This is a genomic window from Streptomyces sp. HP-A2021 (genome assembly GCF_022807935.1).
Classification (GTDB): Bacteria; Actinomycetota; Actinomycetes; order Streptomycetales; family Streptomycetaceae; genus Streptomyces; species Streptomyces afghaniensis.
On the sequence record NZ_CP094344.1, the window covers coordinates 6682382 to 6708948 of the forward strand.

Here is a 26567-nt window from a genome sequence, read left to right on the forward strand (position 1 = left end):
GTGGTGATCGCGGTCTCCTTCATATCCCGGTCGACGCCGAGCGCGTGCCGCGGCCGCCGTCACATCCCGCCGCCTCCCGCACCTCCGCCGCCTCCAGCCTCTCGGCCGTCCGCTCGGCGGTCCCCCGGGCCCAGTGCCCACTGCTCACCGCCCCCAGCACCAGCACCGCGAACCCGCACGCCGCGATGATCCACCAGCCCGGCCGCGCGGCCGGCACGAACAACTCGCGGTACGTGGACGCGCCCACGCCGGAGGCGAGCACCGCGCCCACCACCGCGACGCCGAGCGTCTGGCCGAGCTGGCGGCTCGTGGAGGCGACGGCCGCGGCGACACCCGCCTGGGCGCGCGGCATGCCGGAGACCGCCGTGTTGGTGATCGGCGCGTTGACGAAACCGAAGCCGATGCCGAACAGCACGTACCCCGCGAAGAGGGTGGTCTCGGAGGTCTCCGCCTCGAACGCGGCGAAGAGGATGCCGCTGACCGTCATCGCGCAGCCCGCGATCAGCAGCGGCACGCGCGGGCCCCGGCTGCCGACCAGGCGGCCGGAGAGCGGGGCGCACAGGAACGTCGGGACCGCCATCGGCAGCATCCACAGACCCGCCTCCAGGGCGCCGAGACCGCGGACGTTCTGCAGGTACAGCGTGGACAGGAACAGGAAGCCGCCGAGGGCGGCGAACGCGCTGATCGCGATCACGGTCGCCCCGCTGAACGGCGCCGAGCGGAAGAAGCGCAGGTCGATCAGCGGCTGCGCGCGGCGTGGCTCGTACCACAGCAGGCCGATCAGCGCGGCCAGGGCGACGACGGCCGGCGGGACGATCGAGGCGAACGGCGTGCTCGGCGCCTCGATGATCGCGTACGTGAGCGTGCCGAACAGCACGATCACCAGGAGCTGCCCGACCGGGTCCGGGCGGCGGGCCTCGGGGGCCCGGGACTCGGGGACGAAGCGCAGGGTGAGGAGCAGGGCCGCCAGGCCCACCGGCAGGTTGATCCAGAAGATCGAGCGCCAGCCGACCGACTCGACCAGGAGGCCTCCGACCAGCGGGCCGGCGGCCATCGATATGCCGACGACCGCGCCCCACGCGCCGATCGCCCGGGCCCGCTCGCGCGGGTCGGTGAAGGTGTTGGTGATGATCGACATGGCGACCGGGTTCAGCATCGAGCCGCCCACGGCCTGCACCATCCGGAAGGCGACCAGCGCCTCGAGGCTGGGCGCGAGGGAGCACAGCACCGAGCCGAGGGTGAAGACCACCAGGCCCGCCATGAAGACGCGCTTGCGGCCGATCCGGTCGGCCGTGGAGCCCGCGAGCATCAGCAGCGAGGCCAGGACCAGGGTGTAGGCGTCGATCGTCCACTGGAGGCCGGAGGTGCTCGCGTGCAGGTCCTGTTGCATCGAGGGCAGGGCCACGTTCAGGACCGTGTTGTCCAGGCTCACGATCAGCAGGCTCATACAGCAGATCGCGAGCACCAGCATGCGGCGGCGGGGGCTGAGCGCAGGCATGGCCGCCATCGTACGCCGATTTCGATAGTGTGGCTAACTAATGAAGTTTGCCATCTCATGGCACGGCACAATGGAGGCATGTCCACGCCCCTCCAGATCGGTCCGCACACCGTCCAGCCCCCCGTCGTCCTGGCCCCCATGGCCGGGATCACCAACGCGCCCTTCCGCACGCTGTGCCGGGAGTTCAGCGGCGGCAAGGGCCTGTTCGTCAGCGAGATGATCACCACCAGGGCGCTGGTCGAGCGCAACGAGAAGACGATGCAGCTCATTCACTTCGACGCGAGTGAGCGCCCCCGGTCCATCCAGCTGTACGGCGTGGACCCGGCGACCGTCGGCAAGGCCGTCCGCATGATCGCGGAGGAGGACCTCGCCGACCACATCGACCTGAACTTCGGCTGCCCGGTGCCGAAGGTGACCCGCAAGGGCGGCGGATCCGCGCTCCCGTACAAGCGGAACCTGCTGCGGGCCATCCTGCGCGAGGCGGTCAGCGGCGCCGGCGACCTGCCCGTGACGATGAAGATGCGCAAGGGCATCGACGACGACCACATCACCTTCCTCGACGCCGGCCGGATCGCCGTCGAGGAGGGCGTCACCGCCATCGCCCTGCACGGCCGCACCGCCGCCCAGCACTACGGCGGCACCGCCGACTGGGACGCCATCGCCCGGCTGAAGGAGCACGTGCCGGAGATCCCCGTGCTCGGCAACGGCGACATCTGGTCGGCCGAGGACGCCCTGCGGATGGTGCGGGAGACCGGCTGCGACGGAGTGGTCGTGGGGCGCGGGTGCCTCGGGCGGCCCTGGCTGTTCGCGGACCTCGTCGCGGCTTTCGAGGGGCGCTCTCAGGACATTGCACGGCCCACCCTCCGGGAAGTCGCCGACGTCATGGTCCGGCACGCCACGCTGCTCGGCGAGTGGATCGGCGACGAGTCCCGGGGCGTGATCGACTTCCGCAAGCACGTCGCCTGGTACCTGAAGGGTTTCGCGGTCGGCTCCGAGATGCGCAAGCGGCTCGCGATCACCTCGTCGCTCGAAGAACTGCGGGCCGGTCTCGACGAGCTGGACCTCGACCAGCCCTGGCCCGCCGGCGCCGACGGGCCCCGCGGCCGTACGTCCGGCAACAACCGGGTGGTGCTGCCGGACGGCTGGCTCAAGGACCCGTACGACTGCGCGGGCATCAGCGAGGACGCGGAGCTGGACACCTCCGGCGGCTGATCAGCCGCCCGAGGCGTGCGGTGTGGAACCGAACGCCGTGAGGAAACGGTCGCGGAACGCGCTCATCTTCCAGACGGGGGCGTCCCGGTCCGGCTTGAGGCCTTCCGTCCAGTTCCAGCCGGCGACCTTGCCGAGGACCTTCCGGTCCTTCGCGACGATCGACACCGGCACGTCCCGGCTCGCGCGGTTGCCGCTGACGCGGGCGATGGGCTGGTGGTCGCCGAGGAAGACCAGGACGGTGTCGTCGGTGCCGTAGCGCTCCAGCCACTGGGTGAGGCTGGTGACCGAGTACTGGATGGACTTGCCGTACTCCTGGCGGGACCTGGTGGTGTCGGTGAGGACGTCCGACGCCTTGTTGCCGGACTTCTGGATGGCGTCGAAGACCGAGCCGTCGCCGAGTTCGTCCCAGCCGACCGTCTTCGGGAGGGGCGCCCAGGGCTGGTGGCTGGAGGTCAGGATGACGAACGACATCAGCGGCTTGTCGCGCTTCTTTCCGTGCACCCGGCGCTGGAACGCCTCCAGCGCGTACTGGTCGGGCATCGTCGACCAGCTGAACTTCGGGCCCTTGTAGCCCAGGTCGAAGGCGTCGTAGAGCTTGTCGAGGCCGTACCACTTCTCCTCCGGCCAGCCCTTCTGCACGCCCGGCATCACACCGACCGTGTCCCAGGCGCCGGTCTTCTGGAACGCCTTGGTGAGGGTGAGGTGGTCGCCCGCGGTGACCGTCCGGTAGCGGCGCTGGTTGTCGATCCACAGGCCGGACATGGTCGTGGAGTGGCCGAGCCAGCTGCTGCCGCCGTAGGTCGCCGAGGTCAGCCAGCCGCTGCGGGCGTGGAAGCCGGCCTTCGCCAGGGCCTCGGTGCTCGTCGCGAGGGTGCGGTCGACGCCGGGTGCCATGATCGGGTCCTCGACGGCGCTGCGGCCGTAGCTCTCGATGAACGTGAAGATCACGTCCTTGCCGCGCAGGTCGGGCAGGAGCTGACCGGGCGGGGTGTTGCCGAAGGTGTCCGCCTTCGACTGCCGCACGAACGCCGCCTCGTCCCGCAGCGACTCCACCGTCCGCTGCGCGTGCACCCGCAGGGCCCCGGCCCCCCGCTCGGAGGCGATCGGACCGCCGAACAGCGTCAGGCCCAGCGCCGAGCAGGTGACCCAGACCGTGCCGGCGAGCAGGGCGCCCTTGGTCGCCCGGGGCCGGTGGCGGGCCAGTACGTCGCTGAGCCGGATCGTCGCCGCGACCATGACGGCCGCGACGAGCAGGACGAGCACGACCGCGCCGACGGCGGCGGCGGTCGCGACGCCCCCGCCCAGCGTGTCCTCGACGTACGCCTGCGCGTCCGGCAGCAGGTCCCAGTCCAGCGCGGCGTTGAAGCCCCGGCCCAGATACTCGTTGAACCCCATGTCGAGCAGGTTCACCGTGGTCAGCGCGGTGAGACCGAGCCCGTACAGCACCGCCGCCGCCAGCCGGGGACGGCGCGGCAGCGCCAGCATGACGACGGCCCCGACGACCGCCTCCGCGGGGATCCGCGCGAAGCGGTCCGGTTCGACGGCGGGGAGGGTGTTGGGCAGGAGCAGGGCCCCGAGGACCAGGACGGTGGCGACGGTGGTGGTGGTCAGACGGAGGGCACGGGCGGCCCGGGGGTGACGGGTGCGCCAGGTGCGCAGGTGGGTGAACCGGGATCTGGGCCCGGGAGTCTCCACTTCCTCGGTGACGGCATCCCCCCTCGCGGCACGCTCCGCCTCGGCCCCGTCCCCTGGTGTGCCCGGCTGCGATGACTGGCGGAAGCGTGTGAAGACAGGCACCCGGAGGTCCTTCCCGTACGAAACCCGGTGAGGTGGCGGACCCGCGTGGGGGTACGGGTCCGCCGCAGTTCCGTACGGGGCGCCCACCAGGTGCGTTCAGCCCCACCGGGCCAGCGCTCGGCAAACACCGGGCAAACGGCCGGCCAACCGGCCGGCCGACCCGCCCTCAGGCGCCGCCGACCGCCGTGAGCAGAGCCAACGGGGCCGACGCCGACCGGGATTCACGGACGCACGCGTGCGGGTACGGCACCGGCTCGGGGTGGGTGTCGCGGCCGTAGCCCGCGAGGACCTCCGGCAGCCGGTGGCCGGTCGCGCTCGCCGCGTCGACCAGACCGCGGGCGATCGCGCGGGCCTCGTCGTGCAGCCCGTAGCGGGCCAGGCCCAGCGCGATCAGCGCGTTGTCGTGCGGCCAGACCGAGCCGCGGTGGTAGGAGAGCGGGTGGTAGGCGGGCTGGCCGGCGGCCAGGGTGCGCACGCCCCAGCCGGAGAAGAAGTCCGGCTCCAGCAGACGCCGGCCGACCTGTTCGCCGTACTCCTTGTCCAGCAGGCCCGACCACAGCAGATGCCCGGCGTCGGAGGCGAGCGCGTCGACCTGGTTGCCCCGGCCGTCGAGCGCGAGCGCCGGGAAGGAGCGCTCCGGCATCCAGAAGTCCCGCTGGAAACGGTCGCGCAGATCACCGGCCGCCTGCTCCAGCAGATCCGCGTACGTCGCGTCCTGCCACACCGTGCGCGCGAGCCACGCCGTGCGGCGCAGCGCGTCGTACGCGTAGCCCTGGGCGCCCGCGGCCGTCACCGGGCCGTCGGGGCGGGTGCCCTCGGCGGAGCAGATGGCGCCGGGGGAGTCCTTCCAGTTCTGGTTGGCGAGGCCGCCCTGGTCGGCGCGGTAGACGAGATAGCCGCGCGAGGTCAGGCCACCGTGGTCGAGCATCCAGCCGACCGCCGCCCGGGCATGCGGCTCCAGACGGCGGGCCTGGCCGGTGTCGCCGGTCTGCTCGGTGTACGCCCCGAGCAGGACGAGGAACAGGGGAGTGGCGTCCACCGAGCCGTAGTAGCGGCCGTAGGGGACCTGGCCGAAGTGCGCCAGTTCGCCGTGCCGCACCTCGTGCACGATCTTCCCGGGCTGGGCGACCTCGCTGACACCGGTGTCCGTGGCCTGGGTCGCGGCCAGCGCGGGCAGCGTGGCGGCGGCCAGCCGGGGCCGGTAGGGCAGGGCGAACAGCGAGGTCAGCAGGGCGTCCCGGCCCAGCAGGGTCAGGAACCAGGGGGCGCCGGCGGCCGGGACGCGCAGCTCCTCGCCGTCCGGGCCCTTCGCCGGGACCTGGAGCGCGGCCAGGTCGGCGAGGCCCCGGGTGCAGGCCGCGGACAGCTCCGGCCAGCCGGCCGGCAGGGCCACGCCCTCCATGAACCGGCCCTCCCGGGCGAGGAGTTGCTCCTTCAGGGCGGCGGGGGAGCGGGGCACGCGTAGGGCGCGCCTGTCGCCGTGCGGGCGGGCCATGACCCGCAGGACCAGCTCGGCGGTGCCGTGCGGTTCGAGGTCCAGGGTCCACACCAGGCGGCGGGCGCCGGTGCCGGTCTCCTCCACGGTGTCCGGCTGGGGCTCGGCCGTCACGGTCGTGACGGACCGCCACTCTCCGCGCCGGTAGCCGAACTCCACGCCGTGCCCGAGGACCTGGCGGGAGCGGACGGCGCCCGCCTTCGTGTAGGTGCGGTGGTCGGAGCGCAGTTCGAACTGGTCGGTGAAGTCGGCGTCGGCGGTGACCGCGAGGCGGACCGTCGTCGGCACCGGGCGGTTGCTGGTGACCCGCAGCGACTCCACGAACGAGGCGTCCCCGACGGCCTGTTCGCGGAAGAGCGTGTACGCGGGCGGCTCGTTGCGGCCGCCGCGCGGCACCAGGACACAGCGCGCGGTGTCCCCGTCGGCCACCGGCGTCAGCGTGTCGGGCACGGCCCCGTCGACGGTGAGCTGCCACCGGCTCAGGTGCCGCGCGTCTCGTACGAACATTCCGTCCGGGGCGCTGCCGCCCCGGTAGCCGCTGATGTCGCCGCGGTCGCCGACGGCGGCGAACGTCCCGCCGTGCACGAGCAGATGATGCCGGTCCGTCATCCCCGGTGCCCTCCCTTGATCGCCGTGACGCCGTTCCTGTCGCCTGCGGGCCGGTCGTGCAGCAGGTCGAGCGTGAGCGCGGCGGTCCAGCCGAAGCCGGTGGCGCCGCAGGCCTGCGCGGTGTACGGGTCCACGTACTCCGCGAAGTCGGAGGCGCCCGCGGTGTGCAGGATCCCCCGGCGCAGGGCGTCGGCCCGGCCGCGCTCGCCGTGCAGCCGCAGCCCGCGCTCCAGCAGCCAGCTGGTGTTGAACCAGGCCGGGCCGCGCCAGTAGCGGTGCGGGTCGAAGGCCTCGCCCAGCAGGTCGTAGCTGGGCACCAGCCGGGTCGTGCCGCCGAGCCCGAAGTGCGGGCCGCACAGGGTGCGCACCAGGGTGGCCGCGAGGTCGCGCGGCAGGCTCGGCAGCAGCAGCGGGACCAGCCCGGAGACACCGCGCTCGGGGATCAGCTCCCCGGCGCGCACGTCCCGGCACAGGAACATCCCCGCCGACGGCTCCCACAGCCGCTCCACCAGGGCGGTGGTGAGCCGCTCGGCGCGGTCCTGCCGGGCCGAGGCCGCAGCGCCCAGTTCGCGGGCGATCCGGGCCAGGGCGTACTCGGAGGCGATGAGCAGGGCGTTGAACGCCGGGTCCTCCACGGCGAAGTCGCCCGGTCCGTCGGCGTACCCGCGGTCCCGGTAGTCGCTCGCCAGCCGCACGTACCGCCCGTAGTCCAGATCCGTCGGCCGGTCCTCGGGGGAGCCGTGGTCGAGGTCGGCGCGGCGGAAGGAGCGGGCCGGGGCCGGAGTGACCCGGGAGAGCGGGCGGTCCCAGCAGGGGCTGTTGTCCATACCCTGTTCCCAGGGGTGCCCGACGGACACCAGTCCGCCCCCGCCCAGGTCGCGCCGGTGCAGCAGATAGCGGTGCCAGGCCGCGAGCCGCGGATACAGCCGGGTGAGGAAGCCGCGTGCCCGGGACAGACCGGGGTCGGCGAGGTGCACCAGCCACGCGGCCAGCGCGTGGACCGGTGGCTGCACGATCCCGGAGGTCTGTACGGTGCGCGGGGCGCCCGCGGAGCGCCCCGCGGTCGAGGAGCGCCAGAAGTCGGGGCTCGGGAAGTACGCGTCGAGGGGGACGGAGGGGTTGAAGACGATGTGCGGGATCCGCCCGTCCGCCCACTGGGCCGCCAGCAGCGTCTCCAGCTCCGTCTGCGCCCGTAACGGCGAGACGTGCCGCAGGCCGATCGCGATGAACGCCGAGTCCCACGACCACTGGTGCGGATACAGACCGCGCGAGGGCACGGTGGACGTGCCCGTCCAGCCGGCCTCCAGCACGGCGGCTGCCCTGACGTGCAGGGGTGGCGCGGGACGGGACGGATCGTATGCAACGGTTCGTCCCGTGGGACGAGGGGCGCGTTGGGCGGTGCTGTCCACTCGGGGCTCTCCGGAAAGACGTCCGGCCGACAGGTTCGGCTGCGGCTACCGTGGGGTTACGTCTATTTAACACGCAAAACCCACTATGTAAGGCAAGGTTGAGAAACACAAGGGGGTGTGCATGACCGGACGGCCCGTCAGAACGGGACGAGGTGCCGGCCAGGCGAGCGCCGGCGAACTGCTCGAACTGGTGCGCAGTCGCCGCGCCGTGACCCGGGGTGCGCTCCAGCAGGCGACCGGACTGTCGCGGGCCACCGTCGGGCAGCGGCTGGACCGGCTGTTCCGCGCGGGCTGGCTGCGCGAGGGCGCCGGGGGGCCGGTGGACTCCCCGCTGGGCGGGCGCCCCTCCATCACGCTGGAGTTCGACGACGAGCACGCGGTGGTCCTGGCCGCCGATCTCGACACCCGGCACGCGCGGGCGGCCGTGCTGTCGCTGAGCGGCGAGATCCTGGCCGAGCACTCCGGCACCCTCGTCGTCGAGGACGGGCCGGACGCCGTGCTGGGCGAACTCGGCCGCTGGTTCGGCGAACTGCTGGAGAAGACCGGCCGCGGGGCCGAGTCGGTGTGCGGGGTCGGGCTCGCCGTGCCCGGCCCGGTCGACACCGACACCGGCCGCGTCGTCCAGCCGCCGATGATGCCCGGCTGGGACGGTTACGACATAAGGAGCCGGCTGGCCCGGGCGCTCGCCGAGCACACGGGCGCCGCCGCCGTGCCGGTGCTGGTGGACAACGACGCCAACCTCATGGCGTACGGCGAACAGCGCACCAACTATCCCGACTGCTCCGCCTTCGTGCTGGTCAAGGTCTCCACCGGCATCGGTGCCGGGGTCGTGGTGGACGGCGCGGTGTTCCGGGGCATCGACGGGGGTGCCGGGGACATCGGGCACATCCGGGTGCCGGAGGGCGCCCAGACGCTGTGCCGGTGCGGTTCCTACGGCTGTCTGGCCGCCATCGCGAGCGGTGGCGCGGTGGCGCGGCGGCTGGCGGAGACCGGGGTGCCGGCGGCCTCCGGCTCGGACGTGCGGGACCTGCTGGCCTCCGGCCATCCCGACGCGGTCGGCCTCGCCCGGGAGGCCGGGCGCCGGGTCGGGGACGTGCTGGCGACCGTGGTGACGCTGCTCAACCCCGGGGTGCTGATGATCGCCGGGGATCTGGCCGGAACCCCCTTCCTCACGGGCGTGCGCGAACTGCTCTACCAGCGGGCGCTGCCCCGCTCCACCGCCCATCTGGACGTCGTGACGGCACGGCTCGGCGAGCGGTCCGGGCTGGTCGGGGCCGGGGCGATGGTCGTGGAGCATCTCTACGCCCCCGAGCGGGTTGAGGAACGGCTGCGCGCGCTCGGGGTGTGACCGGGACATTTCGCCCCCGAGACGCGTCCGCATGGTGAAATCTCGTCGGCTGTGGCAGCGTGATTCTCGCCACCCTTGATAAGGGTTGCGCTCAGATGAGCGGATCTTGAGCGGCTGCACTTCTCCAAAGGGTGGCACTGAGTGCCACCCTTTGATCGTTCATCGAGCGAAATCAAGCGTGCCGATTGCCGCTCATATGAGCGTTGGGCGGGCTCAATGGAGGTTCGTGCGTTCAAGAAGTGAAAACATACGGCTGTGATCGCTTGCCGAGCCTTGACTTTCGATCCGCTGGCGGACGAGTGGTTACAGGCGTATGACGCGCGAGTGGACGTACCCAGAAGCCTTTGATCTGGGTATGTTCCTCGCCGTCAGGGCAGCCACCGCGTCCTCGAGGAGTCGAGACCCGTGTCGGAAAACAAAGATCCCCACGTAGCTGAGCACGGTACGAGTGTTGAGGGCGTGAAGTTCGTTTACGACTTCACCGAGGGCAACAAGGACCTCAAGGACCTCCTCGGTGGCAAGGGCGCGAACCTCGCCGAGATGACGAACCTGGGCCTTCCGGTCCCGCCCGGCTTCACGATCACCACCGAGGCGTGCAAGGTCTACCTGGAAAGCGGCGAGGAGCCGGCGGCGCTGCGTGACGAGGTGAGTGCGCACCTCGACGCGCTGGAGCAGCGCATGGGCAAGAAGCTCGGCCAGGCCGACGACCCCCTGCTGGTCTCGGTGCGCTCGGGCGCCAAGTTCTCCATGCCGGGCATGATGGACACCGTCCTCAACATCGGCCTCTCCGACAAGTCGGTGCAGGGCCTGGCCAAGCAGGCCGGCGACGACCGCTTCGCGTGGGACTCCTACCGCCGCCTCATCCAGATGTTCGGCAAGACGGTCCTCGGCGTCGACGGAGAGCTCTTCGAGGACGCGCTGGAAGCGGCCAAGGCGGCCAAGAAGGTCACGGTCGACACGGAACTGGAGGCGGCCGACCTCAAGAAGCTCGTCACCAAGTTCAAGAAGATCGTCAAGACCGAGGCCGGCCGGGACTTCCCGCAGGACCCGCGCGAGCAGATGGACCTCGCCATCCACGCGGTCTTCGACTCCTGGAACACCGACCGTGCCAAGCTCTACCGCCGCCAGGAGCGCATCCCGCACGACCTGGGCACGGCCGTCAACGTCTGCTCGATGGTCTTCGGCAACCTCGGCCCCGACTCCGGCACCGGCGTCGCCTTCACCCGCGACCCCGCCTCCGGCCACCAGGGCGTCTACGGCGACTACCTGCAGAACGCGCAGGGCGAGGACGTGGTCGCGGGCATCCGCAACACCGTGCCGCTCGCGGAGCTGGAGCAGATCGACAAGAAGTCGTACGACCAGCTGATGCAGATCATGGAGACGCTGGAGAACCACTACAAGGACCTCTGCGACATCGAGTTCACCATCGAGCGCGGTGTGCTGTGGATGCTCCAGACCCGGGTCGGCAAGCGCACGGCGGGCGCGGCCTTCCGCATCGCGACCCAGCTGGTGGACCAGGGCCTGATCGACGAGGCCGAGGCGCTCACCCGCGTCAACGGCGCCCAGCTCGCGCAGCTGATGTTCCCGCGCTTCGACGAGAGCGCGAAGGTCGAGACGGTCGGCCGGGGCATCGCGGCCTCGCCGGGCGCGGCGGTCGGCAAGGCCGTGTTCGACTCCTACACGGCGGTCAAGTGGTCGCGCTCGGGCGAGAAGGTCATCCTGATCCGCCGCGAGACCAACCCCGACGACCTGGACGGCATGATCGCAGCCGAGGGCATCCTGACCTCGCGCGGCGGCAAGACCTCCCACGCGGCCGTGGTCGCACGCGGCATGGGCAAGACCTGTGTCTGCGGCGCCGAGGAGCTGGAGGTCGACACCAAGCGCCGCCGGATGACCGTGCCGGGCGGGCACGTCGTCGAGGAGGGCGACGTCGTCTCCATCGACGGCTCGACGGGCAAGGTGTACCTCGGTGAGGTCCCGGTCGTGCCGTCGCCGGTAGTGGAGTACTTCGAGGGCCGGATGCACGCCGGTGCCGAGGACGCCGACGAGCTCGTCGAGGCGGTCCACCGCATCATGGCGTTCGCCGACCGCAAGCGCCGCCTGCGCGTGCGGGCCAACGCGGACAACGCCGAGGACGCGCTGCGGGCCCGCCGCTTCGGCGCCCAGGGCATCGGCCTGTGCCGCACCGAGCACATGTTCCTCGGCGACCGGCGCGAGCTGGTGGAGCGGCTGATCCTGGCCGACACCCAGGCCGAGCGCGAGGAGTCCCTCAAGGAACTGCTGCCGCTGCAGAAGCAGGACTTCGTCCAGCTCTTCGAGTCGATGGACGGCCTCCCGGTCACCGTCCGCCTCCTGGACCCGCCGCTGCACGAGTTCCTGCCCGACATCACCGAGCTCTCGGTGCGCGTGGCCCTGGCGGAGTCCCGCCAGGAGCCGCACGAGAACGAACTCCGCCTGCTCCAGGCCGTGCACCGGCTGCACGAGCAGAACCCGATGCTCGGGCTGCGCGGCGTGCGCCTCGGCCTGGTCATCCCCGGCCTGTTCACCATGCAGGTCCGGGCGATCGCCGAGGCCGCCGCCGAACGCAAGGCCGCCAAGGGCGACCCGCGCGCCGAGATCATGATCCCGCTCGTCGGCACGGTGCAGGAGCTGGAGATCGTGCGCGAGGAGGCCGACCAGGTCATCGCCGAGGTCGAGGCGGCCTCGGGCACGCAGCTCAAGCTCTCCATCGGCACGATGATCGAGCTGCCGCGCGCCGCCCTGACCGCCGGCCAGATCGCCGAGGCCGCCCAGTTCTTCTCCTTCGGCACGAACGACCTGACCCAGACGGTGTGGGGCTTCTCCCGGGACGACGTGGAGGCCAGCTTCTTCACCGCGTACCTGGAGAAGGGCATCTTCGGCGTCTCCCCGTTCGAGACGATCGACAAGGACGGCGTCGGCTCCCTGGTGAAGCTCGCCGCCAAGGCCGGCCGCGAGACCCGCCCCGACCTCAAGCTCGGCGTCTGCGGCGAGCACGGCGGCGACCCGGAGTCGGTCCACTTCTTCCACGAGGTGGGACTCGACTACGTCTCCTGCTCCCCGTTCCGCATCCCGGTGGCCCGGCTGGAGGCGGGCCGGGCGGCGGTCCAGTCGCAGGGCAGCGACCACCGGTAGACCCGTGGCCCGTGCGGGGCCACTCGAGAACCCGGAGCCGTCGGCGGTCCCCGACCACCCTCACCGATCGCGGCGGCTCCGGTGCACGGAGGAGAGCGGGGGCGGCACCTTGTGCGGAGGTGCCGCCCTCTCTGCGTCATCTGCTCCGGCCGCTTGGCCAACGCGGCGGAGCGCGAATCCGCGGTCGGGCGCCGGCTGGACCGTCATCGCCGCCGCAGCCGATCACTATCGGTCACGCGTGGCCCTGTGCGACAAACGCCTCGGTCAAATCCCTGACCGTTCGTTCCGGTCAGCTTTTCGGTCCAGGAACGCGGTTATGCTCCCCGCATCCGTGTCATGACTGCCTGGATCGCTCCCTCTTGAGCGCTCCAGGCAGTGATCAGTGGAGGTGGGTCGTTGAGTAAAGAGCCATTCGATGGCGCCAATTCGGTGACGATCAAGTCCGCATTATTCGTGGACTTCGACAACATCTACTTGGGACTTCGCGATATGGACCCGGGGGCAGCTGAAGCGTTTGCCACCCGTCCGGACAGATGGATGAGTTGGTTGGAAGGCAAGAGCGACACAGGCGAAGCCACCCAGGGCGGCCCCGCTCGCCGCTTCCTCGTGCGGAACGTGTATATCAACCCGGAAGCTTTCGGAAAGTACCGGGCCTTCTTCACGCGCAGTGGGTTTCGGTCGATCGACTGCCCACCTTTGACTTCCCGGGGCAAGAACAGCGCCGACATCTACATGGTGCTCGACATCATGGATGCTCTCGCGGATGAGACCCGGTACGACGAGTTTGTGATCATGTCGGCGGACGCCGATTTCACCCCCGTGTTGCAGAGGCTCCGGGCCAAGGACCGGTGGACGACGGTGGTGGCGGCCGGCCTGAGCGCCGCTGCCTTCCGGGCGACGTGCGATGTGTTCGTGACGCCTGAGCAGCTCGCCGCAGCCTCGCTCTGGGACGAGTTCCACGCGACTGAGGTGACGCTCGGCGGCGACGCCGAGCAGGTTGCGGTCGTCCTTCCGCAACAAGCGGGCAGCGACCAGCGCGAGGCAGTCGTCAAGGAGATTTACCGCGTCGTACGGGCGGCGCCCCGTCCGCTCGCCTCGGCCTCCGCGGCACAGGCGGCGCTCAACATCGATCCCTCGGTAAAGGATTCCGCATGGTACGGCGCCGGAAGCTTCAGTGGGTTCGTGAGGACTCATTGCAGTGATCTTGAATATGTCGCCACGCCGCCCGGATACATTCTCGATCCAACGCTGCACTCCTTTGAAGACAAGGGTGGTCGGGCACAGCTTCCTCGTATTCTCGCTCAGGTGAGTGCCCTGACGGGTGTGCCGGCGTTGCAGCCGGACGCCTATGCTCTGCTGTTCGAGGTCCTCGCCCAGGACTTGCAGGGTTCTGAGTTTCAGCTGTACCCGACGTCGAAGAGAGTCCGAGACGAAACGGAGTCGCGGGGAAACCCCGTAACTCGCAACGCCGTCAACTTCGTACTCAAGGGGCTTGTCTACGTGGGCCAGCGGATGGCCGAAGGCGTGACAGCGGAGGCACTTGCCGACGCGTGGGTGGAAAACGTCTACACGTTGTGCGCGAACGCACGGATGTCGCTCTCCGAGGAGGACCGGGAACTGATCCGCAGGTGGATCACCGGGGGCGACATCAGCGGATTCGAGGTGGGGTTGGCAGCCGGCAGCCCTGAGGAGACAGCCTCTCAAGCCATCTGACCAGGGGCATCCGCCAAGACGATGGCCCGGGCTGGGATCGTGGACACACCGTTGGGTCTCGCGATCCGTTCAGGTATGGGTGGGTTCGGGAAAGCCAGGTGCCGGGCACGTATGCGGACATGTCGCGCCTGCGTCCGTGGACGTTCCTCGTTCTCGTGCTGGTCCTTCTCGCCCCGGCCCCTGCCGCCGCCGCTCCCGGCACGGCCGGGGGACCCCGTCGTGCCGGTGCTGGAGCGGGCCGCGAGCCCGCTGCGCACCCCAGAACCCGGCGGGGACCCGGGCGAGCTGCGCCCGGTCGGCACAGCGGTCTGGGACGCGGTCGTGGTCGGGATAGGCGAGGCGACGCACGGCTCGCACGAGTTCCTCACCATGAGGGACCGGGTCTTCCGGTACCTGGTGGAGCGCCGGGGCTTTCACACCTTCGCCCTGGAGACGGCCTGGAGCACCGGAGTGCGCCTCGACGACTACGTCGTGCACGGCAAGGGCGACCCGGAGCGCATCATGCGCGAGGACTTCCAGTACACCTACGCGCTGAACCCCACCGCCGAGAACCTGGCCCTGGTCGAATGGATGCGGGACCACAAACGCCGCCACCCGCACGACCCGGTCCGCTTCATGGGCGACGACTGGGGCTACACCGGGCCGGAGCTGTACGACCGGGTCACAGACTACGTCGCCCGGGTCCGCCCGCACCTCACGCCGCGCTTCGAGAAGCTGTACCGAGGGCTGCGGCCGACCCTCCCCTCCGGCGAGTACCAGAAGACGTATCTGACCCTGCCGCTCGCCGAACGGCAGGAGATGGCCTCCCGGACCGGACGCGCCCTGGAGCTGCTGGACTCACCGGCGCCGCACGGCGAGGCCGGGCGGGCGGAATTCGCCGAGGTGCTGCGGCACGCGACGGTGATCGACCAGACGGCCACCGGGTACGGCTTCGACTTCGAGGATCCCCGGCAGGTCGCCGAGGCCATGCGGTGGCGGGATGAGGTCATGGCGGACAACGTCGTCTGGTGGCGTGAGCACACCGGGCACCGGATCCTGCTGGCCGGCCACAACAACCACATCGGCTACGACCCCGAGGACCCGCAGGTCCTGCCCAGGACGCAGGGCGCGTACCTGCGCGACCGGCTCGGCAGCGGGTACGTGAGCGTCGGACTCACCTTCGGCCGCGGCTCGTTCAAGGCCACCGACCCGGAGGAGGTGCACATGCTCACCCACATGGTCGGTCCCGCCCGGCCCGGCAGCAACGAGCACACCCTCGACCAGGTGCGCCACGACCGCTACGTCCTGGACCTGCGGACTGCCCCGGGCCTGGCCCGCACCTGGCTCGCCGAAGCCCGGCCCACGCGCAGTGCCGGCACCGCCTATCCGGGAGATCGGAACTGGTTCGACATCGCGCTGGGCCGCTGCTTCGACGTGCTGATCCATCAGGACCGGGTGTGGGAGGTGGACCTGCTGCCCACGTCCTGAAGGGCCTGAGGGGTCTTACGGGCCTGACGGGCTCTCACTGGAGCAGACCTTCCCGCAGGCGGACAACGGTCCCGGTCAGGGCCGCCGTGTGCAGGGCGGTCAGGGCCGGCAGCGGCGTCGACAGCCGGGTGGATTCCAGGTCGGCCAGGGCGAACAGGCCGTCCCGGTCGTGCTCGCCGCTGCGCCTGACGGTCTGCCCGGGGGCGAGACGGCCGCCGTGGAAGTAGAAGTCGATCACCGGGCCCGTGCCCTTCACATCGGCCCGGTGGTCGTAGCCGATGAACCGGGGCGGGCGGTCGAGCACGATGCCGGTCTCCTCGCACACCTCACGGTGCGCGGCGGTGACGGGGTCCTCTCCGTGATCGAGCATGCCGCCCGGCAGCCCCCAGAGCCCGACACCGGGCTGGCCCTCGGCGTAGCGCAGCAGCAGGACCCGGTCCTCGGCGTCGAGGAGCAGCACGCATGACGCGACGATGGTCTGCGGCAGCGTCTTGACCCACTCGTCACGCGGCAGCACGCGCTGTACGTCGGTGGCGGGCACGGTCGTGTCCACGGTGGTGTTCCTTCCGTCGTCCGGGCAGCCCGGGACGAGCTGCCCAAACGGTGGAACGGCCGGACGCGCCGATGGTCACCGGCAGGTCCGGATGGCCCTCGTCGTTCAGCCCAGGTCGTACATGTCGAGGACGAAGCGGTAGCGGACGTCGTTGCGCCGGAGACGGCCGAGGGCCTCGTTCACTCGCGCCGAGGGGAGCAGTTCGATGTCGGCGGTGATGCCGTGTTCGGCGCAGAAGTCCAGCATGGCGACGGTCGCCAGCCTGCCGCCGCTGCCTGCGGAGCTGAGCTTCTTGCGTCCTATGAGCAGGTCGGTGGTCTCCACGGTGAGGGGTCCCAGGTACCCGAGGTGGCTGAGCGTGCCGTCCATGGAGACCAGGCGCAGGTAAGGACCGAGGTCGTGGCCGGCGGAGATGGTGTCGATGACGACGTCGAACCGGTCGCGGGCGTCAGCCATCTGTTCAGGGTCGGTGGAGACGACGAGACCGTGGGCGCCGAGACGACGAGCGTCGGTGGCCTTGTCCGCTGAGCGGCTGATGACCGACGTGTCGGCGCCGAGCGCCACGGCCATCTTGACCGCGAGGTGGCCGAGGCCGCCCAGTCCCGCCACCGCGACGCGGGTCCCCGGCCCCACGCCGAGGGCGTGCAGCGGCTCCCAGACGGTGATCCCGGCACAGAGCAGAGGAGCGGCAGCGGCCGGATCCAGACCGACGGGAAGGAGGTAGGCGAAACGGTCGCGGACGACGTACTCGCGGGAGTAGCCCCCGAGTGTGGTCGATCCGTCGTGCCGGTCGACGCCGCCGTAGGTCAGGGTCGGGAAGGCGTGGCAGAAGTTCTCCTGGCCGGTCCGGCACATGGCGCACTCGCCGCAGGAATCGACGATGTTGCCCACCGCGACCGGGTCGCCGACGGTGAAGCGGGTGACCGCGGGTCCGGTCTCGGTCACCACGCCCGTGAACTCGTGCCCGGGCACCAGGGGCAGGCCTCCTTCGCCGCCCCGGGCGCTGACGGCGTGGAGATCGGAGTGGCATACACCGCAGTAGTCCACGCGGACCGCGAGGTCGTCGGGGCGCAGGTCGCGCCGTTCCAATGGCGTCCGCCGCAGGGTGGACGACGAGCCTTCCACCTGCCAGCCAACGGTGCTCCTCATGACGTCCTCCTCATAGACAGACTGTTCGGTCTATTGACCGTACAGGTGTCCGCCCGCCAGGAAAACCAACTGTTCTGTCTGATAGCGTCGGCGCATGGCTGATCGGCCCCTGTCCTCGCGTGGAGCCGCGACGTACCAACGCATCCTCGATGTGGCGACCCGGGAGTTCGCCGAGCATGGGATCGCCGGTGCGCGCGTCGAGCGGATCGTGGCCGCGGCACGCACGAACAAGGCGCAGCTCTACGCCTACTTCGGCAGCAAGGAAGGGCTCTTCGACGCCATCTTCTTCGGCTCGCTGGAGCGGATCGTGAACGTCGTCCCGATCGACGCCACCGACCTCGCGGAATGGGCCGTGCGCCTTTACGACGAGTATCTCCACCGCCCCGACCTCATCCGACTGGCCACCTGGGCGCGCCTGGAGCGACGCCCGGCCGGCCATCTGGTCGACGACCCCGACCGCCTCGACGACCACAAGCTGCGCGCCATCGCCGAGGCCCAGGCCGCCGGTCTGGTGCGCCAGGGGGACCCGTTCGACGTGATGGCCATGGTGATCGCCATGTCCATGGCCTGGTCACCGGTCAGCAATGTCTACGCGGCGACCGCGCAGGAGCCCCCCGAGCTGCACGAGCAGCGTCGAACCCTGCTCCGCGAGAGCGTCCGACGCGCCATGGCGGCCGACCGCATCTAGTTCTGCCCCCTCCAGCCACGTCCGTGTGTCGGTCGTACAGAAGCTCGCCCGCTCGGTTCATGCCCTGTGCGACGGCTACGAGAGCCTGTCCGGCGAGGGTGCGTCGTGATCGCGCCCGTGACGGAGAACCCGCCCCGGTCGGCGGAATGCACGCTCGCTCAGCGGCCCGAGTACATGGGGCTGCACGGCGACTGCCGCCAGACGAAGGACATTCCGCTGCCCCACGCGTCCGGCATCCTGCTCCAGCGCCGCCCTGGCTGCAGCTGCCACAGACACACCAGGCCCAGAGCCTGACCGCCCGCCCCGGCGAAACGGGGCCCCTACGGCGACCGGAGGGGTCCAACAATGCCCGTCCCGTCGGAGGACCGCGAGCCTCCGGCGGGACGGGGTCCCGGACTACTGCCTGAAGCCGGGCTCTTGGTTACGAACGAAACGGGCCCCTCACCTCGTACGTGATGCCGCCCGAGGAGCTGCCGCTGGTGCCGCGCTGGCTGGAGAAGTACAGGCGGGTGCCGTCCGGGGAGAAGGCCGGGCCCGTGATCTCGGAGCCGGACTGGCCGTCGATGCGGAGGAACGGGGCGACGACGTCGGCGGGGGTGATGACGCAGATCTCCATGTTGCCGCCGTCCTCGGCGACGAAGAGGTCGCCGGAGGCGGTGCCGGTGACGTTGTCGACGCCGGTGAGGGGTGCCGTGCCGCTCGTCACCAGGGAGTCGTCGTAGGCGAGTTCGATGGTCTGGGCGGCGGCGTTGTACTGCCAGACGCGGTTGTCGCCCTTGGTGGTGAACCAGCAGGTGTCGTTCGCGTAGTAGCAGCCCTCGCCGCCGTTGAAGCGCTTGGCGCCGGAGACCTGGCTGCGGGTGGCGGTCGCGCCGGAGGGGTCGGGGACCCGGGCCCAGGTGACCGGGCCGCTGGTGCCGCTGCCGGCCACGAGGACCTCCAGCGTGCCGGAGGACAGGTCGCCCCAGGTCGTCGGCCGGAAGCGGTAGAAGCAGCCGTCGGTGACGTCCTCGGTCAGGTAGACGACCTGGCGGACCGGATCGGCCGCCGCCGCCTCGTGCTTGAAGCGGCCCATGGCGTCCCGGCGCACCGCCGCCTTCGCGCCCCAGGGGTCGGTCTCGTAGACGTAGCCCCGGTCCACCTCCTCGCAGGACAGCCAGGTGTTCCACGGCGTCTTGCCGCCCGCGCAGTTCTGGCGCGTGCTCGACAGGATGCGGTACGCGCCGGTGATCGCGCCGGTCGAGGAGAACCTCACCGCGCTCGCGCCGCCCGACGGGTTGATCTCGGAGTTGGAGACATAGATCCAGCCCGTGCCGTCGGCGTAACAGGCGCCGCCGTCCGGGGCGTTGTGCCAGGTGTACGACGTGGTCCCGACCCGCTGGCCCGAGCGGGCGATCACCCGGCTGGTGAAGCCGCTGGGGAGTCTGATGCCGTTGGCGTCCGGGGAGCCCAGCGGCCCGTAGGGGCCGGTGCCGGGCTGGGCGGGAGCCGCGTACGCGGCGCCGCGCCACAGGGTTCCGCCCAGGGCGGCCGAAGTGCCGCCGAGGACGGCCGCACGCAGGAGGCTACGACGTTCCACTCTCACTCCAAGAGGTGCCGTACCGCCCTGCCGCCGGTCGACGGCAGGGTTGTGCGTGGGGGGAGGCGGGAGGGACGCTAAGCGGGCAGGGTTGACGGGGCATGGACAACTCGTGGCCGTGGGGCGGCAGGCTCACGCGGGCAGCGCCGGGGCCTCCCGTCTCCGGCCGCCCCTCGGCCGGTCGGCACCCGGTGCGTGTCCCTCGGCCGGTGGCCGTACGGACGGCAGCCGGATCACCACGTCCAGGCCGCCCGTCGCCGCCGCGTGCAGGGTCGCCTCGCCGCCGCTGGCGTGGGCGAGTCGCTGCACCAGGGCGAGGCCGAGTCCCGAGCCGCCCTTGGGAGCGCCCGGGGCGCGCCAGAAACGGTCGAAGGCGCGGGCCCGCTGCTCCTGCGTCATGCCGGGGCCCTCGTCGGTGACGTGCAGGTCGACCCAGCGGGGACGGCTGTCGCGCAGGGCGCGGCGGGGCGGGGCCGGCATCCGCAGCTCGATCGTGACGGTGCTGCCGGGCGGGGACGCCCGCAGGGCGTTGGACAGCAGGTTGTCCATGATCTGCTCGACGGCTCCCGGCACCGCGAGCACCGGGCCGACGCTGCCCGCGAAGAGCACGAGGGAGACGTCCTCCCGTGCGAACAGGGGCTGCCAGGTGCGGTGCCGTTCCGCGCAGACCGCGCCCAGGTCGACGGTGGCGGGGATCGCCGCGTGCTCCTCCAGCCGGGCCATCGCCAGCAGGTGCTCGACCATCCGGGCGAGCCGGTCCGTCTCCGTGACGGCCGCGGTGAGACTGCCCCGGGCCCGGGCGGCGACGTCCGGCTCCAGATTCTCCAGGCGCAGCCGCAGCGCCGCGAGCGGGGTCTTCAGCTGGTGCGAGGCCTCACCGGCGAACGCCCGCTGGGAGGCGAGCAGATGCGCGAAGCGGGCCGCGGTGCGGTTGAACGCCGCCGCCAGACTCCGTACTTCCGGTGGGCCCTTCGTGATCGTCACCGGGGTGAACCGGCCGCTGCCCTCTCCCAACTCGTGCGTCGCCTGCTCCAGTTCGCGGATGGGGCGGCCGGCCCAGCGGGCGAAGGCGAAGCCGACCACGGCCACCGCCGTCAGCACGGCAAGACCGCCCAGGGCGAGCAGCAGCCACACGTGGTGGACCCGCTCGTGCACCGTCCGCGTGGGCACCGTCAGCCACACGGCGCCCACCGGGCGTGCCTCCTGACCGACCGGCGCGGCCACCGACAGGTACTCGACCCCGCCGATCGTGGAGGTACGCACGTCCACCGTCGAGGTGCCCCGCAGCGCGGCCGCGATGCCCGGCCGGTCGGCCAGCGCGCCGGACACCGAGGTGTCCACCGGATGCGAGGTGGCGAGCGTCGCGCCCGAGGCGGCGACGATCACCACCTTCCCGCCGATGCGCTCCGCGCAGTGCGCCACCCGCGCGGGCAGGTCCCGCTCGGCCCGCCCCGCCGCGAGCGACAGTGCGGCGTAGGCGGAGACCGACTCGGCCTCGTCCTTCGCCGCGTTGACCACCTGCTCCCGCTCACCGCGCGAGTAGACGAAGCCCAGCGGGATCTCCAGGCAGAGCAGCACCAGCGCGGCGAGGCTGAGATAGCTGATCAGCAACCGGCGGGTCATGGAGAGGCCACCTGCGGGGCGTTCGGCCCCGTGTGCACCGCCAGCCGGAAGCCGACGCCGCGCAGTGTCCTGATCCACGCCGGGTGGCCCAACTTGCGGCGCAGCGCGGCCACATGGACGTCCAGCGTCTTCGTCGGGCCGTCGTAGTGCGGATCCCACACGCGGTCGAGGATCTGCTGGCGCGAGTAGACCGCGCCCGGGTCCTCACTGAGGAGGGCCAGCAGGTCGAACTCCTTGGGGGTGAGCAGTACGGGGGAGTCGCCGACCCAGACCTGACGGGTGCGGCGGTCCACGACGAGCGGGCCCGGGTCGTGCGGAGGGTCGGGGGCCGGGTCGTACGACGGAGTGGCAGGGGGGTCGGCTGCTGTGGCCGGTGTGACCGGTGTGGCCGGTGTGCCCGGGGGCTCCGGGAACGCCTGCTGGGTGCGTTGCGTGCGGCGGGTCACCGCCCGGACCCGGGCCACCAGTTCCCGCACGCTGAATGGTTTCGCCAGATAGTCGTCGGCGCCCAGTTCCAGGCCCAGCACGCGGTCGGCCTCCTCGCCGCGGGCGCTGAGGATGACGATGGGCACGTCCGAGACCTGCCGGATGCCGCGGCAGACGTCGATGCCGTCCATGTCGGGCAGTCCCAGGTCGAGCAGGACGACGTCGTTGTACGGGCCTCTCAGCCCGTCCGTGCCCGTGGCGACGTGGTCGACCGTCAGCCCGAAGTGGCCCAGCCCTTCGGTGAGCGGTTCGGCGATCGTCTCGTCGTCCTCGATGAGCAGCACTCGTAGGCCCATACGTCCTGTCTCTCCGTGAAGCCGACATGAATCCGGGCAGCGTGAATTCGCATTCTCCGCCCTGGAGTTCACACGCTACAAGATGACCGTTCGTATGGGTATCCGGACAAAGAATGTTCAATTCCTGGCCGGGCTCTTCAGTTCGCTTAACCTTCCGTTGTAGGTCGTCCGTCTACGGTGGGGTGAACAGAACGAAACCGCAGCTCAGGAGGCGGAGTTGAAGGCATTGCTGGATCGTGCCCGCACGTTCAGGACGCGCGTCGATTTCGACAGCGGGGAATACCGGAAACTGGCCGAAGGGCAATATCCGGAGGCGTTGTTCATCACCTGCTCGGACTCCCGGGTCATACCCGCACTCATCACGGGCGCACGGCCCGGGGAGATATTCGAGCTGCGCAACGCGGGCAATATCGTGCCGCCCTACGGACGGCCCGGGGCCTCGGGAGAGGCGGCCACCATCGAGTACGCACTGGAAGTGCTCGGGGTTCAGGACATCGTGGTGTGCGGTCACTCACACTGCGGCGCGATGGGCGCGCTGAAGTCCGGCGACGACCTGTCCGCGCTGCCCGGCGTGGACGCCTGGCTCCACATCGCCCGCCCCGAACTGACCCCCGTACTGGAGTCAGCGCCGGACGATCCGTCGCTGCCGGAGGTGTCCCAGGGCAACGTCGTCAACCAGCTGGCCGCGCTCAGGAGTTACCCGGTGGTGCGGCAGCGGCTCGACGCGGGCCGGCTGCGGCTGCACGGCTGGTACTACGAGGTCGACACGGGGTTCGTCTACGAACTCGGCGACGACGGCGCCTTCCGGGTGCATGCCGCGTGAGCGGGGCGCATGCGCGGGGGCGGGTACGGGGCGGCGGCGCGCCGGGGGGCCGGCAGGCCGGGCCTGCGGGAGACGCGGGGGGCCGGCGGTCGGCTGGTTCTGAGGGGGGTGCTGCGGACTGGGGGCCGGACGGTTCCTCGGAGGGCTCGGGGGGCTGGGGGCCCGGCGGCGGCTTCCCAGGGGGCCCGGGCGGTCGCGGTGAGGGCGCGGCGGGTTGGGGGGCGGCCGGTTCCGAGGGGGGTTCTTCGGACTGGGGCACGGGCGGTTCCTTGGAAGGTGCGGGGGATTGGGGGTCGGGCGGCTTCGCAGAGGGCCCGGGGGATTGGGGGTCGGGTGGTCGCGGGGAGTCCGCGGCGGACTGGGGCCCGGGCGGTCGCGGTGAGGGCGCGGCGGGTTGGGGGGCGGCTGGTTCCGACGGGGGCGCTTCGGACTGGGGGCCGGACAGGCCGGTGGGTGGTTCGGAGGGGGGTGCCGCGGGCTGGGGAGCAGGCGGGCCGGCGGGCGGTTTGACGGGCCGTCGGTCGGGTGGCCCCGGTGGTGGCCTGGTCGGGGACTCGGCGGGGGGTGCCGCGGGCGGCCGGTCGGGTGGCCCCGGCGGTGACCCGGCATGGGACTTGCCGGGGGGTTTTGCGGGCGGCCGGTTGGGGGGCCCGGGTGGCGGCCAGGCGTGGGACTCGGCGGGGGGTACCGGGCGTGGACGGCCGGGTGGTCCGGCGGGTGGTCGATCGGGTGGCCCGGGCCACGCTCCGGACGGCCGTCCCGGCTACGGCGCGGATGGCGGCCCGGGCTACGGCCCGGACGGCAGCCCCGGCTACGGCCCGAGTGGCGGTCCCAGCCGTGGCCCCGCGTGGGACTCGGTGGGCGGCGTCGCAGGGCGGCGCTCGGGCGGTTCCGCCGGTGGCCCGGGGGGCGGCTTGGGCGGGGTGCTGGGTGTGATGGGTGGGCTGGTCGGGCGGGTGAAGGGCGGGGGCGGCAAGGCCCGGACCAAGGCCGACCTCGTCACCGACATCACCGCCTCGCTCGTCGTCTTCCTCGTCGCCCTGCCGCTGTGCATCGGTGTCGCCGTCGCCTCCGGCGTGCCCGCCGAACTCGGGATCATCTCCGGGGTGATCGGCGGTCTGGTCGTCGGCGCGGCACGCGGCAGTACGCTCCAGGTCAGCGGGCCGGCCGCCGGCCTCGCCGCGCTCGTCTCGGAGACCGTCGCCGAGGTCGGCGTGGCCATGCTCGGCGTGATCGTGCTGTTCGCCGGCCTCCTCCAGATCATCCTCGGACTGGTGCGGCTCGGCCGGATGTTCCAGGCCATCTCGGTCGCCGTCGTCCAGGGCATGCTGGCCGGCATCGGCGTGCCGCTGATGTTCAGTCAGGCCTATCCGATGGCCGACGCCAAGGCACCCGGCACGGCGCTCGAGAACATGGCCGGCATCCCCGCCCTGCTGGCCGGCATCCTGACCGACCCGCAGGCGATGATCGCCACCCTGCTCGGCGTCGTCACGATCGTGCTCAGCTTCGTGTGGAAGAAGGTGCCGGGCCCGGTCGGGAAGATTCCGGCCGCGCTGGTCGCCGTGGGCATCGGCATCGTGGTCGCCGCGCTGCCCGGCGTGGACGTGAAGACGCTCCAGGTGGGCAATCTGCTCGCGTCCGTGTCGGTGCCCGGGCCGGAGCAGTTCGCCGGGCTCGCGGACGGGGCGATCATCACCGCCATCCTCACCTTCACGGTCATCGCGTCCGCCGAGAGCCTGTTCACGGCCGCCGCGGTGGACCGTATGCACAGCGGCCCGCGCACCCGCTACAACACCGAGCTGATCGCCCAGGGCGCCGGCAACACCGTCGCCGGCATCCTCGGAGCGCTCCCCATCACCGCGGTCGTGGCCCGCAGTTCGGCCAACGTCCAGGCCGGGGCCAAGACCCGGCTCTCCCGCACCCTGCACGGCCTCTGGCTGCTCGCGTTCGCGCTGCTGCTGCCGCAGGTGCTCGCGCTGATCCCGATCTCGGTGCTCGCCGGTGTCCTCGTGCACAGCGGCTGGAAGCTGTTCGGGCCCGCCGAGTTCCCGAAGATGTGGCGGCAGGACAAGGGCGAGTTCGCGGTGATGACGCTGACCACCCTGGTCATCGTGGTGACCGCGCTGCTGGAGGGCGTGCTGATCGGCCTCGCCGCGGGCATCGTGCTGGCCGCGCTGCGCATGTCCCAGACCGCGATCCGCCAGCACGTAGAGGACGACACGGCGAAGGTCGTCATGGCCGGCAACGCGACGTTCCTGCGGCTGCCGAAGGTGATCGAGGCGCTGGAGGCCGCCGCCGCGTCCGGGAAGCCGAGGATCCGGCTCGACCTGACCGGCGTGACCCACCTGGACCACGCCTGCCGCAACCAGGTCGAGGAGTTCACCGCCCAGCAGCGGGGGTTGGGGCTGCGGGTGGAGCTGCTGATGCCCGGGGAGGCGAAACCGGCCGGCGGCCGGGCCGCTGCGCCGCCCGCCGGAGAGGCCCAGGCGCCGCTGCCCAAACGGCCTGTCACGGCCATGGCCGAGGAACCGTGGGGCGAACCCATGGGGGAACCGGTCCCGCCCTCTCCCTGGCCCACCGCCGACGCCGAGTGGTTCTACCTCGACACCCGTCCCCTCCCCGACGACCAGCGGTCGAGCCCGGTGGGCTGACGGAGCGGCCGGGAGCCGGGGGCCCGGGCCCGTCTCGCCTCCAGGCCTCCTCGTAGGCTGGATCGCGGCCACCGACGGAGGGAGCCTGCCATGCCAGGCTGGAACACACAGGACGTCCCGGACCAGAGCGGCCGCGTCGCCGTCGTCACCGGCGCCAACAGCGGGATCGGGTTCGTCACGGCACGGGAGCTGGCCCGCAAGGGCGCGCGGGTGGTGCTCGCGTGCCGCAGCGAGGCCCGGGGCAACGAGGCCGTGGAACGGCTCCGGGCGGAACTGCCCGAAGCCCGGGTCGAGCTGGGCCGGCTAGACCTCGGGGACCTGGCCTCCGTACGGGAGTTCGCGGCCGGATTCCCGTACGAGCGGCTGGACGTGCTCGTCGACAACGCCGGGTTGATGGCGCTGCCGTACGGGACGACGGTGGACGGCTTCGAGACGCAGTTCGGGGTCAACCACCTGGGGCACTTCGCGCTCACCGGCCTGCTGCTGCCCGCGCTGCTGGCGGCACCGGGGGCCCGGGTCGTGGTCGTCTCCAGCGGGATGCACGCCCTCGCCAACATCGACATCAACGACCTCAACAGCGAGCGGCGCTACCGGCGCTGGATCGCCTACGCCCGTTCCAAGACGGCCAACCTGCTGTTCACGCACGAGCTGGCGCGCCGGGTGGCGGCGCACGGCACGGACCTGGTGGCGGCCGCGGCCCACCCCGGGTACGCGGCCACCAATCTCCAGACCACCGGACCGCTCGCCGAGGGGCGCCCGGCCGCCGAGCGGCTCGTGCGGATCGCCAACCGGGTCGTCGCCCAGCCGGCCGAGGCCGGTGCGCTGCCGATCCTGTACGCCGCGACGGCACCCGGCGTACGGCCCGACTCCTTCACGGGCCCGCACATCGCCATGTGGCGCGGGACGCCCGCACCGTCCTGGCGGGCACCCTGGACCCTCAACGACACGGCGGGGCAGCGGCTGTGGGCCGCGTCCGAGGAGCTCACCGGGGTGACGTACGACGCCCTGAAGGCATGAC

General features: G+C 71.6%; 18 protein-coding genes. 9 read left to right on the forward strand and 9 right to left on the reverse strand.

Annotation, left to right across the window (positions count from 1 at the left end):
• Positions 1-19 precede the first annotated feature (19 nt).
• Positions 20-1498 carry an MFS transporter gene (locus MQE23_RS30230; protein WP_243380789.1) on the reverse strand — a complete coding sequence of 493 codons (1479 nt, stop codon included), beginning with the start codon at positions 1496-1498 and terminating at the stop codon, positions 20-22.
• A gap of 78 nt (positions 1499-1576) precedes the next feature.
• Here MQE23_RS30230 and dusB point away from each other — a divergent pair, with 78 nt between their 5' ends.
• Positions 1577-2710, forward strand: a complete 1134-nt coding sequence (dusB, locus tag MQE23_RS30235) for a tRNA dihydrouridine synthase DusB (protein ID WP_020273139.1) — start codon at positions 1577-1579, stop codon at positions 2708-2710.
• Here the strand turns inward: dusB and MQE23_RS30240 are convergent, their stop codons facing one another.
• The 3 genes from MQE23_RS30240 to MQE23_RS30250 all read right to left on the reverse strand — a co-directional run bounded on the left by MQE23_RS30240 (position 2711) and on the right by MQE23_RS30250 (position 7921).
• Complete coding sequence (locus MQE23_RS30240) at positions 2711-4369, reverse strand: sulfatase-like hydrolase/transferase (RefSeq protein ID WP_243382814.1); 1659 nt, start codon at positions 4367-4369, stop codon at positions 2711-2713.
• Positions 4370-4673: 304 nt separating this feature from the next.
• Positions 4674-6611, reverse strand: coding sequence for a glycogen debranching N-terminal domain-containing protein (locus MQE23_RS30245; RefSeq protein ID WP_243380790.1), 1938 nt, complete (start codon positions 6609-6611; stop codon positions 4674-4676).
• Positions 6608-7921 carry a hypothetical protein gene (locus MQE23_RS30250; RefSeq protein WP_243380791.1) on the reverse strand — a complete coding sequence of 438 codons (1314 nt, stop codon included), beginning with the start codon at positions 7919-7921 and terminating at the stop codon, positions 6608-6610. Before MQE23_RS30250 ends, MQE23_RS30245 begins: the two co-directional genes overlap by 4 nt.
• A 220-nt stretch (positions 7922-8141) precedes the next feature.
• Between MQE23_RS30250 and MQE23_RS30255 the strand changes: the two genes are divergently transcribed.
• The 4 genes from MQE23_RS30255 (at position 8142) to MQE23_RS30270 (ending at position 15701) form a co-directional block, all read left to right on the forward strand.
• Positions 8142-9368: an ROK family protein gene (locus tag MQE23_RS30255; RefSeq protein ID WP_243380792.1), complete on the forward strand. Its 1227-nt coding sequence runs from the start codon at positions 8142-8144 to the stop codon at positions 9366-9368.
• Between the two features lie 459 nt (positions 9369-9827).
• The gene (gene ppdK / locus MQE23_RS30260) at positions 9828-12521 is read left to right on the forward strand and encodes a pyruvate, phosphate dikinase (RefSeq protein ID WP_020275169.1); all 2694 of its coding nucleotides are present in this window, start codon (positions 9828-9830) and stop codon (positions 12519-12521) included.
• A gap of 429 nt (positions 12522-12950) precedes the next feature.
• Positions 12951-14234 (forward strand): NYN domain-containing protein, encoded by a 1284-nt coding sequence (locus MQE23_RS30265; protein ID WP_243380793.1) that lies wholly within the window; start codon positions 12951-12953, stop codon positions 14232-14234.
• Positions 14235-14453: 219 nt separating this feature from the next.
• Entirely contained in the window at positions 14454-15701 is a 1248-nt protein-coding gene (locus MQE23_RS30270; RefSeq protein ID WP_243380794.1) for an erythromycin esterase family protein, read from the forward strand.
• Positions 15702-15735: 34 nt separating this feature from the next.
• Here the strand turns inward: MQE23_RS30270 and MQE23_RS30275 are convergent, their stop codons facing one another.
• Positions 15736-16254, reverse strand: coding sequence for an NUDIX hydrolase (locus MQE23_RS30275; RefSeq protein ID WP_243380795.1), 519 nt, complete (start codon positions 16252-16254; stop codon positions 15736-15738).
• A 105-nt stretch (positions 16255-16359) separates the two neighbouring features.
• Entirely contained in the window at positions 16360-17403 is a 1044-nt protein-coding gene (locus MQE23_RS30280; protein WP_243380796.1) for an NAD(P)-dependent alcohol dehydrogenase, read from the reverse strand.
• A 94-nt stretch (positions 17404-17497) separates the two neighbouring features.
• On the opposite strand from MQE23_RS30280, the gene MQE23_RS30285 reads away from it, so the two are divergent.
• Positions 17498-18091, forward strand: coding sequence for a TetR family transcriptional regulator (locus MQE23_RS30285; RefSeq protein WP_243380797.1), 594 nt, complete (start codon positions 17498-17500; stop codon positions 18089-18091).
• A gap of 421 nt (positions 18092-18512) precedes the next feature.
• On the opposite strand, the gene MQE23_RS30290 is transcribed toward MQE23_RS30285, so the two are convergent.
• The 3 genes from MQE23_RS30290 to MQE23_RS30300 all read right to left on the reverse strand — a co-directional run bounded on the left by MQE23_RS30290 (position 18513) and on the right by MQE23_RS30300 (position 22075).
• Positions 18513-19670 carry an alkaline phosphatase PhoX gene (locus MQE23_RS30290; protein ID WP_243380798.1) on the reverse strand — a complete coding sequence of 386 codons (1158 nt, stop codon included), beginning with the start codon at positions 19668-19670 and terminating at the stop codon, positions 18513-18515.
• 132 nt (positions 19671-19802) lie between these two features.
• Positions 19803-21293, reverse strand: coding sequence for a HAMP domain-containing sensor histidine kinase (locus MQE23_RS30295; RefSeq protein WP_243380799.1), 1491 nt, complete (start codon positions 21291-21293; stop codon positions 19803-19805).
• Positions 21290-22075, reverse strand: coding sequence for a response regulator transcription factor (locus MQE23_RS30300; RefSeq protein WP_243380800.1), 786 nt, complete (start codon positions 22073-22075; stop codon positions 21290-21292). The genes MQE23_RS30295 and MQE23_RS30300 overlap by 4 nt, the downstream gene beginning before the upstream one ends.
• Before the next feature lie 217 nt (positions 22076-22292).
• Here MQE23_RS30300 and MQE23_RS30305 point away from each other — a divergent pair, with 217 nt between their 5' ends.
• From MQE23_RS30305 to MQE23_RS30315, 3 genes are all read left to right on the forward strand, one after another.
• Positions 22293-22898: a carbonic anhydrase gene (locus MQE23_RS30305; protein ID WP_020275163.1), complete on the forward strand. Its 606-nt coding sequence runs from the start codon at positions 22293-22295 to the stop codon at positions 22896-22898.
• A gap of 935 nt (positions 22899-23833) precedes the next feature.
• Positions 23834-25549 carry a SulP family inorganic anion transporter gene (locus MQE23_RS30310; protein WP_243380801.1) on the forward strand — a complete coding sequence of 572 codons (1716 nt, stop codon included), beginning with the start codon at positions 23834-23836 and terminating at the stop codon, positions 25547-25549.
• A 90-nt stretch (positions 25550-25639) separates the two neighbouring features.
• Positions 25640-26566 carry an oxidoreductase gene (locus tag MQE23_RS30315; protein WP_243380802.1) on the forward strand — a complete coding sequence of 309 codons (927 nt, stop codon included), beginning with the start codon at positions 25640-25642 and terminating at the stop codon, positions 26564-26566.
• The last annotated feature ends 1 nt before the right edge of the window (position 26567 follow it).